At 69.3% G+C, this 18,244-nt stretch carries 22 protein-coding genes; 11 read left to right on the forward strand and 11 right to left on the reverse strand.

The features are described from left to right. The first annotated feature begins 80 nt into the window (after window positions 1-80). The 4 genes from mrf to BN977_RS11510 are packed head-to-tail and all read left to right on the forward strand — an operon-like array spanning window position 81 to window position 3,676. Complete coding sequence (gene mrf / locus BN977_RS11495) at window positions 81-1,247, forward strand: ribosome hibernation factor-recruiting GTPase MRF (protein ID WP_036397651.1); 1,167 nt, start codon at window positions 81-83, stop codon at window positions 1,245-1,247. Then, window positions 1,237-1,488: a type B 50S ribosomal protein L31 gene (locus BN977_RS11500; RefSeq protein ID WP_024451596.1), complete on the forward strand. Its 252-nt coding sequence runs from the start codon at window positions 1,237-1,239 to the stop codon at window positions 1,486-1,488. Before mrf ends, BN977_RS11500 begins: the two co-directional genes overlap by 11 nt. A 9-nt stretch (window positions 1,489-1,497) precedes the next feature. Beyond that, window positions 1,498-2,409 (forward strand): MBL fold metallo-hydrolase, encoded by a 912-nt coding sequence (locus BN977_RS11505; RefSeq protein WP_036397652.1) that lies wholly within the window; start codon window positions 1,498-1,500, stop codon window positions 2,407-2,409. Between the two features lie 7 nt (window positions 2,410-2,416). Then, window positions 2,417-3,676, forward strand: coding sequence for an SLC13 family permease (locus tag BN977_RS11510; protein ID WP_407661177.1), 1,260 nt, complete (start codon window positions 2,417-2,419; stop codon window positions 3,674-3,676). Here the strand turns inward: BN977_RS11510 and rlmB are convergent. The 4 genes from rlmB to carD are packed head-to-tail and all read right to left on the reverse strand — an operon-like array spanning window position 3,673 to window position 7,063. Next, window positions 3,673-4,614, reverse strand: a complete 942-nt coding sequence (gene rlmB / locus BN977_RS11515; RefSeq protein ID WP_036397654.1) for a 23S rRNA (guanosine(2251)-2'-O)-methyltransferase RlmB — start codon at window positions 4,612-4,614, stop codon at window positions 3,673-3,675. The two genes, BN977_RS11510 and rlmB, sit on opposite strands and share 4 nt — an antisense overlap. Continuing rightward, window positions 4,614-6,047: a cysteine--tRNA ligase gene (gene cysS / locus BN977_RS11520; protein WP_109790109.1), complete on the reverse strand. Its 1,434-nt coding sequence runs from the start codon at window positions 6,045-6,047 to the stop codon at window positions 4,614-4,616. The genes rlmB and cysS overlap by 1 nt, the downstream gene beginning before the upstream one ends. Before the next feature lie 9 nt (window positions 6,048-6,056). Then, complete coding sequence (ispF, locus tag BN977_RS11525; protein ID WP_036397655.1) at window positions 6,057-6,533, reverse strand: 2-C-methyl-D-erythritol 2,4-cyclodiphosphate synthase; 477 nt, start codon at window positions 6,531-6,533, stop codon at window positions 6,057-6,059. 41 nt (window positions 6,534-6,574) lie between these two features. Then, window positions 6,575-7,063, reverse strand: coding sequence for an RNA polymerase-binding transcription factor CarD (gene carD / locus BN977_RS11530; protein ID WP_024451602.1), 489 nt, complete (start codon window positions 7,061-7,063; stop codon window positions 6,575-6,577). Window positions 7,064-7,323: 260 nt separating this feature from the next. Here carD and BN977_RS11535 point away from each other — a divergent pair, with 260 nt between their 5' ends. Genes BN977_RS11535 through disA form a run of 3 tightly spaced genes read left to right on the forward strand, consistent with a single transcriptional unit; the run spans window position 7,324 to window position 10,475 of the window. Continuing rightward, on the forward strand, window positions 7,324-7,917 hold the full coding sequence (locus BN977_RS11535; RefSeq protein WP_036397656.1) for a copper chaperone PCu(A)C domain-containing protein: 594 nt from the start codon (window positions 7,324-7,326) through the stop codon (window positions 7,915-7,917). Window positions 7,918-7,959: 42 nt separating this feature from the next. After that, entirely contained in the window at window positions 7,960-9,372 is a 1,413-nt protein-coding gene (gene radA, locus BN977_RS11540; protein ID WP_191262518.1) for a DNA repair protein RadA, read from the forward strand. Further along, window positions 9,363-10,475, forward strand: coding sequence for a DNA integrity scanning diadenylate cyclase DisA (gene disA / locus BN977_RS11545; protein ID WP_024451605.1), 1,113 nt, complete (start codon window positions 9,363-9,365; stop codon window positions 10,473-10,475). Before radA ends, disA begins: the two co-directional genes overlap by 10 nt. A 1-nt stretch (window position 10,476) precedes the next feature. On the opposite strand, the gene BN977_RS11550 is transcribed toward disA, so the two are convergent. Further along, the gene (locus BN977_RS11550; RefSeq protein ID WP_024451606.1) at window positions 10,477-11,283 is read right to left on the reverse strand and encodes a hypothetical protein; all 807 of its coding nucleotides are present in this window, start codon (window positions 11,281-11,283) and stop codon (window positions 10,477-10,479) included. A 71-nt stretch (window positions 11,284-11,354) separates the two neighbouring features. Beyond that, on the reverse strand, window positions 11,355-11,975 hold the full coding sequence (locus tag BN977_RS11555) for a carbonic anhydrase (protein WP_036398933.1): 621 nt from the start codon (window positions 11,973-11,975) through the stop codon (window positions 11,355-11,357). Between BN977_RS11555 and BN977_RS11560 the strand changes: the two genes are divergently transcribed. Continuing rightward, entirely contained in the window at window positions 11,974-12,936 is a 963-nt protein-coding gene (locus tag BN977_RS11560; RefSeq protein WP_051561292.1) for an HhH-GPD family protein, read from the forward strand. The two genes, BN977_RS11555 and BN977_RS11560, sit on opposite strands and share 2 nt — an antisense overlap. Here the strand turns inward: BN977_RS11560 and BN977_RS11565 are convergent. Beyond that, window positions 12,906-13,862 (reverse strand): GlxA family transcriptional regulator, encoded by a 957-nt coding sequence (locus BN977_RS11565; protein WP_036397658.1) that lies wholly within the window; start codon window positions 13,860-13,862, stop codon window positions 12,906-12,908. The two genes, BN977_RS11560 and BN977_RS11565, sit on opposite strands and share 31 nt — an antisense overlap. Before the next feature lie 72 nt (window positions 13,863-13,934). On the opposite strand from BN977_RS11565, the gene BN977_RS11570 reads away from it, so the two are divergent. Next, window positions 13,935-14,189, forward strand: a complete 255-nt coding sequence (locus BN977_RS11570; protein ID WP_036397659.1) for a hypothetical protein — start codon at window positions 13,935-13,937, stop codon at window positions 14,187-14,189. Here BN977_RS11570 and BN977_RS11575 read toward each other — a convergent pair. After that, window positions 14,163-14,933 (reverse strand): alpha/beta fold hydrolase, encoded by a 771-nt coding sequence (locus BN977_RS11575; RefSeq protein WP_036397660.1) that lies wholly within the window; start codon window positions 14,931-14,933, stop codon window positions 14,163-14,165. The genes BN977_RS11570 and BN977_RS11575 overlap by 27 nt on opposite strands. Window positions 14,934-14,974: 41 nt before the next feature. Between BN977_RS11575 and mhuD the strand changes: the two genes are divergently transcribed. Then, a complete protein-coding gene (gene mhuD, locus BN977_RS11580) occupies window positions 14,975-15,292 on the forward strand; it encodes a mycobilin-forming heme oxygenase MhuD (RefSeq protein ID WP_024451612.1) in 318 nt (105 codons plus the stop codon). Next, on the forward strand, window positions 15,267-16,631 hold the full coding sequence (locus BN977_RS11585) for a serine hydrolase (RefSeq protein WP_051561293.1): 1,365 nt from the start codon (window positions 15,267-15,269) through the stop codon (window positions 16,629-16,631). Before mhuD ends, BN977_RS11585 begins: the two co-directional genes overlap by 26 nt. Here the strand turns inward: BN977_RS11585 and BN977_RS11590 are convergent. The 3 genes from BN977_RS11590 to BN977_RS11600 are packed head-to-tail and all read right to left on the reverse strand — an operon-like array spanning window position 16,628 to window position 18,189. Next, on the reverse strand, window positions 16,628-17,179 hold the full coding sequence (locus BN977_RS11590) for a histidine phosphatase family protein (RefSeq protein ID WP_036397661.1): 552 nt from the start codon (window positions 17,177-17,179) through the stop codon (window positions 16,628-16,630). The genes BN977_RS11585 and BN977_RS11590 overlap by 4 nt on opposite strands. Next, window positions 17,176-17,970, reverse strand: coding sequence for a CbtA family protein (locus tag BN977_RS11595; protein WP_036397662.1), 795 nt, complete (start codon window positions 17,968-17,970; stop codon window positions 17,176-17,178). Before BN977_RS11595 ends, BN977_RS11590 begins: the two co-directional genes overlap by 4 nt. Before the next feature lie 3 nt (window positions 17,971-17,973). Then, on the reverse strand, window positions 17,974-18,189 hold the full coding sequence (locus tag BN977_RS11600) for a CbtB domain-containing protein (RefSeq protein WP_024451616.1): 216 nt from the start codon (window positions 18,187-18,189) through the stop codon (window positions 17,974-17,976). Window positions 18,190-18,244 lie beyond the last annotated feature (55 nt).

Here is an 18,244-nt window from a genome sequence, read left to right on the forward strand (position 1 = left end):
TGATTTTCGACAAGTCGACTCCGGCACGGTAACGTACGGGGCACGTTAATGGCAATCATTTTCAATAGTACGGAGGCGTGATGCGGACCCCAGTGGTGCTGGTGACGGGTCGAGGGACGGCGGACGAGGTGGCCGCCACGTTGATCCGGACACCGGGCACGATCAGCGTCAGCTACGCGATCGAAGGGCACGTCGCGATCCGGCAGATCACCGAGATGCGCTCGCAGCGCCGGCTCATCTCGGTGTGGCCGATCGAGGTGACCGGCTGCCTCAACTGCGCCATCCGCGCCGACCTGCTGCCGCTGCTGCGCCGCCTGCACCGCCGCGAGGAGGTCACCCGAATCGCCGTCCAGCTGCCGAAATGGGCCGACCCCGAATCACTGTGCAACGCGATCGAACACACCCCGCTGCACCTCGGTCCCGGCTATATCGACGGGCCCGCCGCTCGCGACGTGGTCGTCACCGCCGTGGTGACCGGAATCGACACCGGCAGCTGGCTGACTGACGCCCTGGCTGATGACGACCTCGACGACGACCGCACGGTGGCGCAGGTGGTGGTGGGCCAGGCCGAGTTCGCCGACGTGCTGGTGCTCACCGCGCCCGATGCCCAGACCCTCGCGGTGCTACGCCGACTGGCCCCGCGGGCCCGCATCACGGTCGGCACCGACAACGTCGAGTTGGCGCTGGCCAACCTGGATTCCACGGCCCGGCGCGGCCGCTCCGACGACCCACACGACCCGCTGCTGGCCGGCCAACCGCCGTTGCGCCCCGACGGCGCGGTCCACCTGCTGGAATTCAACTCCCGCAAGCCTTTTCACCCGTTGCGGTTGCACCACGCCATCGATGAGCTGCTCGACGGCGTGGTGCGCATCCGCGGCCGAGCGTGGCTGGCCAGCCAGCCCGATGCCGTCGTCTGGATCGAATCGGCGGGCGGCGGCCTCGGGGTGGGGCACTGCGGCACCTGGCTGGCCGATATGGAACCCGGCGAACGCGCCTACGTGGACCCGGAGCGCATCGCGCTGGCCGCCTCGATCTGGGACGACCGGTTCGGCGACCGGCATATCGCGATGACCGCCCTGGTGTGCGGGGCCGACCCAGAGGTCATCACCGGCGCACTGAACCGGGCACTACTGACCGACGACGAACTGGCCAGCCCGCAGGACTGGCCGGACTACCCGGATCCGTTCGGCGACTGGCGCGAGACGGCCGACGCCGACACAAGCGAGGAGGCACGCAATGAAACCTGATATCCATCCGGACTACCACCCCGTGGTGTTCGCCGACGCCAACACGGGTGCCATGTTCCTGACCCGCTCGACGGCAACCAGTGATCGCACAGTCGATTTCCAGGGTGGCACCTATCCGCTGATCGTCGTCGACGTCAGCGCCGATTCACACCCGTTCTGGACCGGTTCGAGCCGGCACATCGACACCGCCGGCCAGGTCGAGAAGTTCCGCCGCCGCTACGGGGTCCGCGCCACCCCCTAGGGTGGGGGCATGCGCCTCAAACCCGGCCGCCCGGACCTCGCGGACTACGCGCGGTTCTTCGATCTGCCCGCGGCCGGCCGGGCGCCTTTGACCGTCACCTGGGCCGGCGTCACCACGCTGCTGGTCGACGACGGCACATCCGCGATCATGACCGACGGATTCTTCAGCAGGCCGTCGCTGCTGCGGGTCGGCTTGGGCCGCATCGCCCCGTCGGCCCCGCGCATCGACGGCTGCCTGGCCAGACTGGGAGTGCGCACACTGGCCGCCGTCCTGCCGGTGCACACGCATTTCGACCACGCGATGGACTCCGCGGTGGTGGCCGAACGCACCGGGGCGGCGTTGGTCGGTGGTACGTCGGTGACACACCTGGGCCACGGTCTTGCGCCCGGTCGCACCGTGGTCGCCACGCCGGGATCACCGATTGCGTTGGGCGCCTTTGACGTCACGCTCGTCGTGGGCGAACACTGCCCGCCGGACCGGTTCCCCGGGCCCATCACCGCACCCGTGCACCCGCCGGTCCGCGCGTCGGCCTACCGGTGCGGTGAGGCCTGGTCCACGCTGGTGCATCACCGGGCGTCGGACCGCCGACTGCTGATCGTCGGCAGCGCCGGCTTCGTCCCGGGCGCCCTGGCCGGGCAGCGCGCCGACGTCGCGTACCTCGGCGTCGGGCAGTTGGGCCTGCAACCCGAGCGGTATCTGGTGGACTACTGGACCGAGACGGTGCGCACCGTCGGGGCGCGCAGGGTGGTGCTGATCCACTGGGACGACTTTTTCCGTCCGCTCGACGTGCCGCTGCGTGCGCTGCCCTACGCCGGTGACGACCTGGACGTGTCCATGCGAGTGCTGCGCGGGCTGGCCGAACAGGACGGTGTCGGTCTGCACCTGCCGACGCTGTGGCAGCCGACGGATCCCTGGAACTGACCGCGCGTTGAACCTCCCCTTGCTGTTCGCTGCCGCGCTGCTCGCGCTCGTCCTGATCTTCACCATGGTGCGACCGCACCGCTGGCCCGAGGTGGCCGTGGCCGCGCCGGCCGCCGGTGTGCTGCTGTTGACCGGGGTGACGACGACCGAGTCGGCGACCACCGAGGTCCGGGAGTTGTTGCCGGTCACCGGATTTCTGGCCGCGGTGCTGGTACTCGGCAAGCTGTGCGACGACGAGGGATTGTTCCGCGCCGCCGGTGCCGTGATGGCGCGGCTCAGCCGCGGTGACCCGCGCCGACTGCTGGGTGGGGTGTTCGTGCTGGCCGCCGCAACGACGGCGGTGCTGAGCCTGGACGCGACGGTGGTGCTGCTGACACCGGTGGTGCTGGCCACCGCGCGCACCATGTCGGTGTCACCGAAACCGCACGCCTACGCTACGGCGCATCTGTCCAACACCGCGTCGCTGCTGCTGCCGGTGTCGAATCTGACCAATCTGCTGGCCTTCGGCGCCGCCGGCATCTCGTTCGGCATGTTCGCGGCCGTCATGGTGCTGCCCTGGCTGGCCGTCATCGCCGTCGAATATCTGCTGCTGCGCCTGCTCTTCCGGCGCGAACTTGCCGCACCACCGCCCCCCGAAGATCCGCCGCAGGCCGCCGAGATTCCGGTGTTCGCGCTCGTCGTCCTCGGGCTCACGCTGGCCGGGTTCGCCGCCACCTCCGCCCTCGATATCGCGCCCGCCTGGGCGGCGCTGGCCGGCGCCGTCGTGCTCGGCGTGCGCAGCCTGGCCCGCGGACACACCAGCGTGGCCGGCATCGTGAAAGCCCTGGACGTGCCGTTCCTGGTTTTCGTGCTGTGCCTGGGTGTCGTGGTCGACGCCGTGATGCGGCAAGGCCTCGGTGATTTCATGAAAGCCCATATGCCGCTGGGAACGTCGTTGCCCGCCCTGCTGGTGATCGCCACCGTGGCGGCGGTGCTGGCCAACGTGGTGAACAACCTGCCCGCGGTGCTGGTGCTGCTGCCGGTGGTCGCCGCCAGTCCGGCGGCCGGGCCGGTTGCGGTGCTGGCGGTGCTGCTCGGCGTCAACATCGGACCCAATGCCACATATCCGGGCTCACTGGCCAACCTGCTGTGGCGCAACATCATTCGCCGGGAGGGCATGTCGGCGAGCTTCCTGGAGTTCAGCCGCGTCGGTGCGCTGACCACCCCGCTGTGCCTGGTGGCCGGGGTGCTGGCGCTGTGGGCCGCGGCCCGGGTGCTGGGACTCTAAACCCGGCGCTGGCGGGCGATCTCGGCGAGCACCACCCCGGCCGCAACCGACGCATTCAGCGACTCCGTCGGACCGGCCATCGGGATGGAGACGATGGCGTCGCAGTTCTCCCGGACCAGTCGCGACAGGCCCTTGCCCTCGGAGCCCACCACCACGACCGTGGGCCCGGAGGCGTCCCATTCGTCGAGTTGGGTGTCACCACCGGCGTCCAAACCGACGATCTGCAGCCCGGCGTCGGCCCAACTCTTGAGTGTGCGGTTGAGATTGGTCGCCCTGGCCACCGGCAACCGGGCCGCGGCACCGGCACTGGTACGCCACGCCACCGCGCTCACCGACGCCGAACGCCGTTGCGGGATCACCACACCGTGGCCGCCGAACGCGGCCACCGACCGCACGATGGCGCCCAGGTTGCGCGGGTCGGAGATATTGTCCAGCGCCACCAAAAGTGCCGGCAGGCTGTCACTTTGGGCCGACTTGAGCAGGTCGTCCGGATGGGCGTAGGCATACGGCGGCACCTGCAGCGCCAGACCCTGATGCAGCCCGTTGCTGGCGATCCGGTCCAGATCGTGCTTCTGCACCTCCATGATCGCGATGCCGGAATCTGCTGCGCGCTGCACCGATTCGGTGATGCGCTCATCGGAATCCACCCCGAGCATCACGTACAGCGCGGTCGCCGGCACGCCCGCGCGCAGGCACTCCACCACCGGGTTACGGCCGAGGACCACCTCGACCTCATCGGTCTTGCGCTGTCTGCCCTGCGCCTGCCGCGCCGCCTTGGCCGCCTTCTTACCGGCCGGATGGTGCGGCCGCATGTGCGCGGGCGGGGTGGCGCCCTTGCCTTCCAGGCCGCGTCTGCGGACACCGCCGGAGCCGACCGTCGGCCCCTTCTTGGTGCCGGCCTTGCGGACCGCGCCGCGGCGCTGCGAGTTGCCGGCCATCAGTTGTTCCCCTCCAGCAGTGACCACTGCGGTCCGTCGGCGGTGTCGGTCACCTCGATACCGGCCGCCTTGAGGCGGTCCCGGATCGCGTCCGCGGCCGCCCAGTCCTTATTCTCCCTGGCCTCGGCGCGGCCGGCCAGCGCCCAGTGCACCAACACGTCGACGGCAGCCAGCGCGGCCGACGTCTCGTCCCGGGATTCCCAGCGCTCGTCGAGTGGGTCGCAGCCCAGGATGCCCATCATGGCCCTGATCGACTGCGCGGTTGCCATCGCGGTGTCGTGGTCCCCGCTGTCCAGCGCGCGATTGCCCTCGGCCCTGGCCGAATGCACCTCGGCCAGCGCGATCGGCACCGACAGGTCGTCGTCGAGCGCGGCGCCGAACTTCTCGGTCCAGGTGCCGGGCACCACGGCGCCGACCCGGTTGCGGACCCGGTGCAGGAAATCCTCCACACCGGTGTAGGCCTTGGCGGCGTCGGTCAGCGCGTTCTCGGAGAACTCCAGCATCGACCGGTAGTGCGCGCTGCCCAGGTAGTAGCGCAGCTCGGCGGCCCGAACCCGTTGCAGCACAGCGGGAATCGCGAGAACGTTGCCCAGCGACTTGCTCATCTTCTCGCCACCCATGGTGACCCAGCCGTTGTGCAGCCAGTACTGCGCGAAACCGTCACCGGCGGCCTTGGCCTGCGCGATCTCGTTCTCGTGGTGCGGGAACACCAGATCCATACCGCCGGCATGGATGTCGAACTGCGGTCCCAGATAGGACTCGCACATCGCCACACATTCGGTGTGCCAGCCGGGCCGGCCACGGCCCCACGGCGTCGGCCAGGACGGCTCACCGGGCTTGGCGCCCTTCCACAGCGTGAAGTCCCGCTGATCGCGCTTGCCGGTCGCCGCGCCCTCACCCTGGTGCACGTCGTCGATCCGGTGCCCCGACAGGGCCCCGTACTCGGCGTAGCTCAGCACGTCGAAGTACACGTCGCCTCCGGAGGCGTACGCGTGCCCGCGCTCGATGAGCCGCTCGATCAGCTCCACCATCTGGGTGATATGCCCGGTGGCCCGCGGTTCGGCCGACGGCGGCAGTACGCCGAGCGCGTCGTAGGCCGCGGTGAACGCCCGCTCGAAGGTGGCCGCCCACTCCCACCACGGCCGGCCGGCGTCGGCGGCCTTGTTCAGGATCTTGTCGTCGATATCGGTGACGTTGCGGATGAACGCCACGTCGAAACCTTTTGCGGTCAGCCAGCGCCGCAACACGTCGAAGGCGACACCGCTGCGCACGTGCCCGATATGGGGCAGCCCCTGGACCGTCGCACCGCACAGGTAAATGGACGCGTGGCCGGGACGCAGCGGTACGAAGTCACGAACGCCACCCGAGAGAGTGTCGTATAGCCGCAATCCAGTCACTTCGGCCGACCGTTCGCTCCATTCACGACGGGCCAGCTTACCGGCCTATTCGACCGGAACGAGCAACGCCGTCGCAATCGCCGCCAGCCCCTCGCCCCGGCCCGTCAAGCCCAGCCCGTCGGTGGTGGTCGCCGAGACCGACACCGGCGCGTCGAGCAGAACCGACAGCAACTCCTGGGCCTCGGCCCGTCGGGGCCCGATCTTGGGCCGGTTTCCGACCACCTGGACCACCGCATTACCCACCCGGAATCCCTCGGCCCGCACCAGGCCATGCACATGACGCAGCATGTCGCCCCCGGTGACCCCGCGCCACTGGGGCTGATCGGTGCCGAACACGCTGCCCAGATCGCCGAGACCGGCGGCACTGAGCAGCGCGTCGCACAAGGCATGAGCAGCGACGTCACCGTCGGAATGACCGGCGCAGCCGTCGGCGCCTTCGAACAACAAACCCAAAAGCCAACACGGCCGTCCGGTCTGAATGGGATGTACGTCGGTACCGATACCGACGCGCGGCAACTCCACGTCTAGTTGTCGATCGAAGTCAACGACATCGAGATCGACAGCTAGGAAGCTGCGGCCAACACCTCGTCGAGAATGGTCTCGGCCTTCTCGTCATCGGTGTTCTCGGCGAGCGCGAGCTCACCGACGAGGATCTGACGCGCCTTGGCGAGCATTCGCTTCTCACCGGCGGACAGTCCGCGTTCCTGATCCCGGCGCCACAGATCGCGAACGACCTCGGCGACCTTGTTCACATCCCCCGATGCAAGCTTCTCCAGGTTTGCCTTGTACCGGCGCGACCAGTTGGTCGGCTCCTCGGTGTGCGGGGCGCGCAGCACCTGGAACACCTTGTCAAGACCTTCCTGGCCCACAACGTCGCGCACACCCACATATTCGGCGTTCTCGGCGGGGACTCGAACTGTGAGATCTCCCTGGGCGACCTTCAAGACGAGGTACTCTTTCTGCTCGCCTTTGATGGTCCGGGTTTCGATCGCCTCGATCAACGCAGCACCGTGGTGTGGATAGACGACGGTGTCTCCGACCTTGAAAATCATCAGATTAGAGCCCCTTTCACTTCTCAATCTTAGCACGGGGCGCCTACGTGCGTGCACCAACAATGCAGGTCAGGGGCATAGCAGGTGAATACTAGGGGTTGACACGGCGACCATTACGTGCAACACAGCAACGTTTTGTCGGCCTCGCGCGGGCCTCCCGTCGACCGTCCCAGGCCCTCCGCTACCGCCCCCGATGGCGACCTACTACTGTGCATAGTTGAATTGCACGGCTGAACCGCAAAGGCGAGCAGGAGGCTCCAGTGGCTGCAAAAGCTTTCAAGGCGTCCGTCATCGGACTCGCCGCTTGTGCGGCGGTCGTCAGCGTCGCCCTGACGGGTTGCGGCGCCGGCCAGGTGTCCCAGACGGCCAACCAGGAGCCGGCGGTCAACGGCGCGGCCGCGACCGCGGGCAACATCGCGCTGCGCAACGTGCACCTGCGCGCCCCGCAGGTCACCGACTACGTGCAGCCCGGCTCGGCCGCCGAACTGCTGCTGGTCGCCGCCAACAACTCGGCCGACGCCAACGACAAGCTGGTGTCGATCACCTCCGATATCGGCAACGTCACCCTGACCGGTGACGGCACCGTCCCGGCCGGTGGCGTGCTCGTGGTCGGAGAGCCCGACGGCCAACTGAAGGCCCTCGACGCCGCCGAACGCGCCGACGCAGTCAAGGCCGAGGTCGCGTTGACCAAGCCGATCACCAACGGGCTGACGTACCCGTTCACGTTCAACTTCGAGAAGTCCGGCCAGACCACGGTCAACGTGCCGATCTCGGCGGGCGAGACCCCGCGCCGCGACGGCGAGCCGAACGCGGGCGTCGAGAAGGCCGAAAGCGACACGGACGGCGCCCACTGACGATCTGACGGTTCTGTCGCCCCCGGCAGTTACCGTTTGAGCGTGGCTTCGAAAGTACGTTCGCAATACCGTTGTTCCGAGTGCAACCACGTCACTCCGAAGTGGGTCGGACGCTGCCCGGATTGCGGAACGTGGGGCACCGTCGACGAGGTGGCCACGCTGACCGCCCTCGACGGGAAATCCATCCGGCGGGCCGTCGCACCGACCTCACCGGCAGTACCCATCACCGCCATCGACCCCGGGGTGACACGGCATCTCCCGACCGGGGTCAGCGAGCTGGACCGCGTCCTCGGCGGCGGTCTGGTGCCCGGCTCGGTCACCCTGCTGGCCGGTGATCCCGGCGTCGGGAAGTCGACATTGCTGCTGGAGGTCGCCCATCGCTGGGCCCGCACCGGCAAACGCGCGCTCTACCTGTCCGGTGAGGAGTCGGCCGGCCAGATCCGGCTGCGCGCCGAGCGCACCGGCTGCACGCACGACGAGATGTACCTGGCGTCGGAATCCGACCTGCAGACCTCACTGGGGCATATCGAAGCGGTGCGGCCCAGTCTGGTCGTGGTCGATTCGGTGCAGACCATGTCGACCACCGAGGTCGACGGTGTGACCGGCGGTGTCACCCAGGTCCGCGCCGTCACCACGGCGTTGACGTCCTACGCCAAGGCCGCCGGGCCTGGGGGCCTGTCGCTGCTGCTGGTCGGCCACGTCACCAAGGACGGCGCCATTGCCGGGCCGCGCTCGCTGGAGCACCTGGTGGATGTCGTGCTGCACTTCGAGGGCGACCGCGCGTCCTCGCTGCGGATGGTGCGCGGCGTCAAGAACCGGTTCGGCGCCTCCGACGAGGTGGGCTGTTTCCTGTTGCGCGACAACGGGATCGAATGCGTCGCCGACCCGTCGGGGCTGTTCCGGGATGAGCGGCCGGCCCCGGTGCCGGGCACCGCCGTGACGGTGACGATGGACGGCAAACGCCCCCTGCTCGGCGAGGTGCAGGCGTTGATCGGCAACGCCGCGCAGGGCACCCCGCGGCGCGCCGTCAGCGGTATCGACTCGGCGCGGGCGGCGATGATCACCGCGGTCCTGGAGAAGCGCGCCGGGCTGCGGCTGGCCGGCAACGACATCTACCTGTCCACCGTCGGCGGGATGCGGCTGACCGACCCGTCCTCGGACCTGGCCGTGGCGCTGGCCGTCGCCTCGGCCCAGACCAACCTGCCTGTCCCGGCCACCGTGGTGGCCATCGGCGAGGTGGGCCTGGCCGGAGATCTGCGCCGGGTCACCGGCATGGAACGCCGACTGGCCGAGGCGGCCCGGCTGGGCTTCCGGCATGCCGTGGTGCCGCCCGGGGTCACCGACGTGCCCGCCGGCCTGCGCATCACCACCGCGGGCAACATCGGGGAGGCATTGCAGGTTCTGAAGTCCATCACGGACAATGGCGGCCAGTCCAAGGAGGCGCGATGGCGGTGAAATCCAGGGCCGGCCGCACGGTGGTGCATCTGGCGCGGCCCACGCTGCGCGAAACCCTGGGTCGGCTGGCGCCGGGCACCGACCTGCGTGACGGCCTGGAACGCATCCTGCGTGGGCGTACCGGCGCCCTGATCGTGCTGGGTTACGACGACAGCGTCGAGGCGATCTGCGACGGCGGATTCTCCCTGGACGTCCGGTATGCGCCGACCCGGCTGCGCGAGCTGTCGAAGATGGACGGTGCCGTCGTGCTGTCCAGTGACGGCACCCGCATCCTGCGCGCCAACGTCCAGCTGGTGCCCGATCCGTCCATCCCCACCGAGGAGTCCGGCACCCGGCACCGCTCGGCCGAGCGCACCGCCGTGCAGACCGGCTACCCGGTGATCTCGGTCAGCCACTCGATGAGCATCGTCACCGTGTACGTCGCGGGGGAACGGCACGTCGTCCCGGACACCCCGACCATCCTGTCGCGGGCCAACCAGACCATCGCAACCCTGGAGCGCTACAAGTCCCGCCTCGACGAGGTGAACCGGCAGCTGTCGACGGCCGAGATCGAGGACTTCGTCACGCTGCGCGATGTCATGACGGTGGTGCAGCGCCTGGAGATGGTGCGCCGCATCAGCCTGGAGATCGACGCCGACGTGGTGGAACTGGGCACCGACGGCAGACAGCTGCAATTGCAGCTGGAAGAACTGGTCGGTGACAACGACACCGCGCGGGAGCTGATCGTGCGGGACTACCACGCCAACCCGGACCCGCCGAGCGCCGCCCAGGTCACCGCGACACTGGAGGAACTGGACGCGCTGTCGGACAACGAGCTGCTCGACTTCACCGCGCTGGCAAGGGTTTTCGGCTATCCCTCGACGGTCGAGGCACAGGATTCCGCGATGAGCTCACGGGGGTACCGGGCGATGGCCGGCATCCCGCGGCTGCAGTTCGCCCACGTCGACCTGCTGGTGCGGTCCTTCGGGTCGCTGCAGGGCGTGCTGGCGGCCAGCGCCAGCGATCTGCAGTCGGTGGACGGGATCGGGTCGATGTGGGCCCGGCACATCCGTGAAGGCCTGTCCCAGCTGGCCGAGTCGACGATCGCCGACCAGCTGGCCTGAGTCATCCGGCCGGTGCGGGTGCCGGCTCGCCGGCGGGCGCGGGCTCGGCCGGGGGCGCCGCCGGATCAGCCGGCGGCGCGGCGGGATCGGCAGGCTTGGACTCGGCCAGGATGAACGGCACCGGCGCCGAACGCAGATTGCCCAGTTGCACGATCAGGTTGTAGGTGCCCGGGCCGATCGGTTCCCGCGGCAGCGGGCAGTTCGCGGCCGACCCCATCCCGGTCCAGGTGACCTCGGTGGTCACCTGCTCACCCGGGTTGAAGGTCTTCACCAGAGTCTCGTTGGAGGGGGCGCAGTCCAGGTTGGACCACAGCCGCTTGTTGTCCAGCGAGTAGACGTAGGCCGAGAGCACGGCCGCGCCGACGTCACGCTTGCACGCCACCAGACCGATGTTGGTGACGACCATGGTGAACTTGGGCTGGTCGCCCATCACGTAGTCGGGGGCGCTGGTGATGCCCTTGACCGCCAGCGTGGAGTCGGGGCAGTCGTCACCCTCCTTGAGCACCGGCGGCGGGGTGACCGCAGCGGTCGGCGTGGGCGTCGGGGCCGGCGGCTGCGCGGGCACGACGGGCGTCTTCACACCGGGCGTCTCGCCGGGCAGCGGCGGCGGGGCGGCGGCAGGGCTGTTGCCGGTCGCCGCCGTCTTGTCCGGAGTCGGCGTTCCAGAGCTGGTGCTGTTGGCCACCACGATCGCGATGATGCCGGCGATCAGGGCGACCACGACGACCGCGATCCCGAGCGCCGCGACCCGGCGGCGCCGGTAGATCTGGCTCGGCGTGGGGCCACCATGCGGTTCTACGTCTAGCACGAACTCAACGGTAAGCCGGTGTCACGCCGTGCCGTCCGAGGCGGCCCGGCGTGTCGGTCTGCGGCTTGCTCTCAGGCTTCGCCGATGTCGCCCAGGTGGTCGCGCAACACCACGCGGCCGTCGGCCAGGTGGTAGGTAAGACCGACGATGGCCAGCGAGCCGGCGTTCACCCGCTCGGAGATGGCGGTCGAGCGCGCCATCAACTGGGCGCCGGTCTCGGTGACGTGACGGGCCTCGAACTCGTCGACCCTGGTCAGCCCGTCGCGGCGGCCCAGCAGGATCGACGGGGTGACGCGTTCCACGATGTCGCGGATGTAGCCACCCGGGACGGCACCCTCGTCGAGGGCGGACAGCGTCGCCTTGACCGCGCCGCAGCTGTCGTGCCCGAGCACGGCGATCAGCGGAACGTTGAGCACCGCCACCGCGTATTCGATCGACCCGAGCACGGCCGAGTCGATGACGTGCCCGGCGGTGCGGACCACGAACATGTCGCCGAGGCCCTGGTCGAAGATCAGTTCGGCGGCCACCCGGCTGTCACCGCAGCCGAACACGACGGCGGTCGGCTTCTGCGCGGCGGTCAGGCTGGCGCGGTGGTCGATGCCTTGGCTGGGATGCTCGGGCTTACCGGCGACGAAGCGCTCGTTACCCTCTTTGAGTGCCTTCCATGCGGATATCGGGTTCGAGTTGGGCATGACCGACATTCTGCCCGAGCCTGCGAACATCGTCGGGGCGGCCGCCCGCTCCGCGATCGACTCCGGCGAACTCGTCGCCTGGTTCGGCGCCGCCCAGCGGCCGCTGCCATGGCGCCGACCAGGGGTTTCGGCGTGGCAGATCCTGGTCAGCGAGTTCATGCTGCAGCAGACGCCGGTATCGCGGGTCGAGCCGATCTGGCTGGACTGGGTTGCCCGCTGGCCCACCCCGTCGGCCACCGCGGCCGCCGGTGCCGCCGACGTGCTGCGGGCGTGGGGCAAGCTGGGGTACCCGCGGCGGGCCAAGCGGTTGCACGAGTGCGCGGTGACCATCGCCGCCGAGCACGACGACGTGGTGCCCGACGACGTGGACACGCTGTTGACCCTGCCCGGGGTCGGCGCCTACACCGCGCGAGCGGTCGCGTGCTTCGCCTACGGCAAGCGGGTCCCGGTGGTGGACACCAATGTGCGGCGGGTGCTCTCCCGGGCCGTGCACGGCCGCGACGAGGCCCCCGCCAGGGCCCGCGACCTCGACGATGTGGCGGCCCTGCTGCCGGATGACGATGTCGTGGCACAACGCTTTTCCGCTGCCCTGATGGAGCTGGGCGCGATCGTGTGCACGGCCCGCGGACCCAAGTGCGGGCTGTGCCCGCTGACCGGTTGCGGGTGGCGCGCGGCGGGCTACCCCACCAGAGACCCCGCCGATGCGCCGGCCCGCAAGGTGCAGAAGTATGCGGGCACCGATCGCCAGGTGCGGGGCCGGCTGCTCGATGTGCTGCGGGCCAGCGCGACACCGGTGACCCGCGCGGCCCTGGACGTCGCGTGGTTGTCGGATACCGCGCAGCGGGACCGCGCCCTGCACTCGCTGCTGGTCGACGGACTGGTGGAGCAGACCCCGGCCGGGCTGTTCGCCCTTGCGGGCGAGGGCGAGACTCAGGACGCCCGCGCGAACCGGCGCCGGTAGTCCGACGGGGTCACGCCGATGACCCGGCGGAAGTGGTGGCGCAACAAGGTGGCGGTGCCGAAGCCCGACCGGTCGGCGACCCGGTCGATGTCCAGATCGGTTTCCTCGAGCAGGCGCCGCGCGTAGAGCACCCGCTGGTCGGTGACCCATTGCATGGGCGTGGTCCCGGTCTCCTCGACGAAGCGCCGGGCAAAGGTGCGCGCTGACATGCTGGCGCGGGCGGCCAGGGTGGCCACCGTGTGCGGTTCCTTCAGATTGGCCAGAATCCAATCCAGTTGCGGAGCAAAACCTTCCGAACATCGGATCGGGATGGGTTGGTCGATGTACTGACGCTGACCCCCGTCGCGCTGCGGTGGTACCACCATCCGGCGGGCGATCTTGTTGGTCACCTCGCTGCCGAGTTCGCGCCGGACCAGATGCAGGCAGGCGTCGATCCCGGCGGCGGTCCCCGCGCTGGTGATCAGGTTGCCGTCGTCGACGAAGAGCACGTTGCGGTCCACCCGCGCGGTGGGATACATCATGGCGAGTTCATCGGCATGCATCCAGTGGGTGGTGCACGGCCGCCCGTCCAACAACCCGGCTGCCCCGACGACGAACGCGCCGGAACAGACGGTCAGGATGATCGACCCGGCCGCCGCTGCGGCGCGCAGCGCCTCCAGCGCCACCTCCGGGTAGGGGCCGTACTGGGTGCTGACCGCGGGGACGGCCACCAGGTCGGCGCCGACCAGCGCGGAGAAGTCATGGTCCGGCGTGACCTGCGCGCCCACCGACGTGCGCACCGGCTGACCGGCCACCGGCCCGCAGATCTTGAAGTCGAAATTGGGCACACCGTCGGCGGAGCGGTCGATCCCGAAGACCTCGCAGATGACGCCGAACTCGAAAATCGCTAGACCGTCCAGCACCATCGCCGATACGCTTTTAATCATGGCAGCATCTTATCCAACTGGGGCAGTGCTGCCACTGTTCGGCTGGATATCGACTGTCGAAGAATTACTGCCATGACCGTTGCACTCGCCATCCTCATCCTGCTGGCTCCGTTCGCGCTCGCCATCGCACTCGGCTGGCTGGCCAACCGGTCGCACGTCCTGCGACTGCACCTCGACCAGTTCCGGGTTCCGACCTCGACATGGGACCGGCTCTTCGACGCCGACCCCGACGCGAGCCGGATGCATCACGACCTGGACGCGATCCGCACCCGGTTCGAGCAGGCCCCGTCCTGGCCCACCTCAGGCGTGCTGGGCGAACGTCGCTAGGAAGGCTTCCACGGCGGCGCGGTATTCCACCGGAGCGTCGTCGTGGATCAGGTGGCCGGCGCCGGGGACCCGCACATACGTTGTGCGGTAACCGGTTTCGGCCATCCGTTCCATCTGGCCCGGCGGGGCCACCGTGCCACCGGCCTCGATCAGCAGCGTCGGGACCCGGACCGCCTGCCACTGCTCCCAGTAGTCCCGCAGACCCCACTGCCCCGCGATCTCGATCCACCGCGCGGGGTGCCCGTGCAGGCGCCATCCGGTCTCGGTCCGGTCGAAGGCATCCAGGAAGTACTGCCCCGCCACCGGCCCGAACTCGTCGAAAACCTGCTGCGCCGAGGCGAATTCGACCGGAAGCGCATGCAGCCAGGGCTCCCAGGCCCCGGTGGTGCGGCCCTTGAAGTCCGGCGCCATGTCCTCGACCACCACCGCGTTCACCAAATCCGGGCGGGCCGCGGCCAGACACCAGGAGTGCAGCGCGCCCATCGAATGGCCCACCAGGGTGGCCGGCCGGCCCAGCTCGGCCACCGCCGCTGCCAGGTCCGCGACGAACCGCTCGGTGCTGATCGGGTACGGGTCGGCCACGTCGCGGCCCCGGTGCCACGGCGCGTCGTAGGTGTACACCGCGCCCAACCGGGTCAGCCACGGCAGCTGCCGGGACCATGTGCTGCCGCGTCCCATCAGGCCGTGCACCAGAACCAGCGGGGCGCCGGTGCCACCGCGTGCCGTCAGAAGTTCGGTCCGCATGCCGACATCCTGCCCGTGCCGGACACGGGTAACCTCATGCCATGCCCGTCGTGAAGATCAATGCCATCGAGGTCCCGCCCGACGCAGGCCCGGAACTGGAGAAGCGGTTCGCGCACCGCGCACACGCCGTGGACAACCAGCCCGGCTTTCTCGGCTTCCAGCTGCTGCGCCCGGTGAAGGGCGAGAATCGCTACTTCGTGGTGACCCAGTGGGAGTCCGAGGAGGCGTTCCAGGCCTGGGCCAGCGGGCCGGCCGTCGAAGCGCACGCCGGCCAGCAGAAGAACCCGGTCGCCACCGGAGCGTCGCTGCTGGAATTCGAGGTTGTGTTGGACGTTGCGGGGACCGGCACCCAGTCCTGACGGTGCCGGGGCGGTTCGCCGGATCACGGCACTGATCGGCACCCTCGCCCTGGCCACCGCGGCGCTGGGTGGCTGCGCGCCCAGCAGTACGCCGCCCGCCAATGCGGGCGGCGCTGTCATCAGCACCAACACCCCGCCGGGTGTGCGGGCCAAACAGCTGATGGACATGCTCAACTCGGACTGGCCGATCGGTCCGGTCGGAGTCAAGACCCTCGCCGCGCCTGCCCAGGTCGACGACATCGGCACCACGATGGACATGATGTGGTGGGATCGGCCCTACACCCTGGCCGGCGTGGACATCGGCGCCGGGGCGGCCACCCTGCACGTGGTGACGTCCTACGGTGCACGCCAGGACATCGAGCTGCGCACCGACGACACCACCACCTTGGTCGACCGCATGACGGTGACGAATCAGCCTCTGGCACTGCATAGTTGGGCCGACGTCGATGCGGTGCTGGCGAAGACCGGCGCCCGGTACGCCTACCAGTTGTCGAGAGTCGACAACGGCAGATGCGTGAAGGTGGCCGGCACCAACACCACCGAATCCCTGCCGCTGGCTTCGATTTTCAAGCTGTACGTGCTCTACGCGGTGGCCGATGCCGTCAAGGCGGGCACCGTGCGATGGGACGACCAGCTGACCATCACCACCGAAGGCAAGAAGCTGGGGTCCTCGGGATTCGACAAGCTGCCCCCAGGCGCCCATATCTCGGTGCGGCAGGCGGCCGACAAGATGATCGCCACCAGCGACAACATGGCCACCGATCTGCTGATCGAGCGACTCGGGCCCGGCGCGGTGGAACGTGCGCTGGCCGAGGCCGGACATCACGACCCGGCCAGCATGACACCGTTCCCGACGATGCACGAGATGTTCTCGATCGGCTGGGGTGAACCGGACCTGCGCACGCAATGGCAGCATGCCGACGCCGCCGGCCGGATCGAACTGCTCAAGCAGACCAGCGCCCGTCCGTACGAACCGGATCCGCTGCGCACCCACTCCCCCGCGTCGGCCTACGGCGCCGAGTGGTACGGCAGCGCCGAGGACATCTGCCGGGTGCACGCGGCGCTGCAGACGACCGCCGTGGGGCCGGCCGCGCCGGTACGCGACATCGTGTCGGCCATCCCCGGGATCGACCTGGACCGCGACGAATGGCCCTATATCGCCGCCAAAGCCGGAAACCTGCCAGGAGAGCTCACCTTCAGCTGGTACGCGGTGGACCGCGCCGGCCAAGCCTGGGTGCTGAGCCTGCAGACCAACTGGCCGCGCTTCTACAGTGTCCGGACCGCCGGTTGGCTGATGACGGTGATCAAGCAGATGTGGGCGCTGGCGCACCGCAGTTAGAGCCGGCGCACCGTCCAGGCCTGCCCGCGGAAGTGCATCACGGTGCGGCTCACCGGCCCGATATCGATGCGCCAGAACGACTTCGGCGGCGCATCCAAGGCGGTCAGCACGGCCGCGCGGATCACCGCCGGGTGCGTCACGGCGACCACTCTGGCCGGCCGATCGGGGAGGGTGCCCAGCCAGCTGCGAACCCGGCCGATCAGTTCCACGATCGTCTCGCCGCCGTGCGGCGCCCTGGCCGGATCGGTGAGCCAGACCGCAAGTTCCGCGGGATCGACACCGTCGAGGACCGTGCCCCGCCACCGACCGTGATCCAGGTCGGCCAGCGCCGGCTCGGTTCGGGGCCGTAGACCGAGCAGTTCGGCGGTCCGCAGCGCGCGTTGTTCCGGGCCGCTCAGTGCGATATCGGCCGGACCGACATCGATCGTGGTATCGGTCGCCTGACGCTGCCCCAGGGCGTTGAGCGGTTCGTCGGTGGGGAATCGCCCGGCTGCCATGGCGTCGGTCATGGCATGCGACACCAGGGTCAGCCGGACGATCTCACTCACACCGCGACGGTGCGCTGCGCGCGCTCGCCTTCCAGCAACCGCGAGGCCAACGTCCCGAACACCAGCCCGATGGTGACCCACATGACCACCTGCGTCCCCAACGAGTACAGCCGGAACTGGTACAGGTCTTCCGCGGCGAAACCGGGGAACACGATCGTGCCGTTGGCATCGGTGATCGGTCCGGGCACCTCGTGGATGGCGGGCAGGACGAGGAACACCACCGTCATCGAGACGAGGTAGCCGGCGGCGCCGAACAAGCTGGCATTCCAGGCCCCGAAGCGGGGCGCCAGCCGTCGGCCCAGCACCACCGAGCCGACGAACAGCGCCGCCGAGAGCACCACCACCAACAGGTACAGCAGGGTGCGCTGTTTGATCGTCTCGTCCAGGCTGGTCGCCGGCGGGCTCGGCGGATACTTCAGCGCCGGCACCACCCACAGGGCCACCAGCATGCCGCCCGCAATCAGGGCCGAGGTGGCCCGAGCCGACAGGTTCAGCCGGCCATAGAGCACACAGAACACGACGGCCAACAGGGCGCCCATCGCGACGCTGAACGCCAACACGCCGAAGCCCATACCGATATTCGACTGCACCCCGCGGGTGAACAGTTCGGCACCGTGCTCGTGGCCGCCGTGCGCATGCCCCGCCATGGCCTCATGGGCGGCGCCGGCACCGTCCTCGAAGTCGATGGCGCGGCCGATCACCGGCTCGATGAAGATCTTCGCGAAGACGAAGGCGAGCACACCGGCCAGGGCGCCGGCCAGCAGGCCGCGCCCGATGATGTGTTTTTCCATGGCTCAGTGGCAGGGGAAGCCGAGCAGATGGCGCGCGTCGTGCACGAACTCGTGCACGTAGGTGTTGTTGCCGAACACCGAGGTCGCGCCCTGGTCCATCCCGACGAAGTACAGCACCAGCAGTGCCAGGAAGGCCGTCGCCGTCAGCCACACCACGGCGCGGGCCGCCGAGAGGTCGATCGCGGGAACCCGCGTCTTGGGTGCCTCTGCAGAAGTCATGTCCAGTCCTTTCGGGATCTCGCGTCCCAGTCGCCTAGCTGGTGACGGAGTCGGG

The sequence above is a fragment of the Mycolicibacterium cosmeticum genome, assembly GCF_000613185.1.
GTDB classification, from domain to species: Bacteria; Actinomycetota; Actinomycetes; order Mycobacteriales; family Mycobacteriaceae; genus Mycobacterium; species Mycobacterium cosmeticum.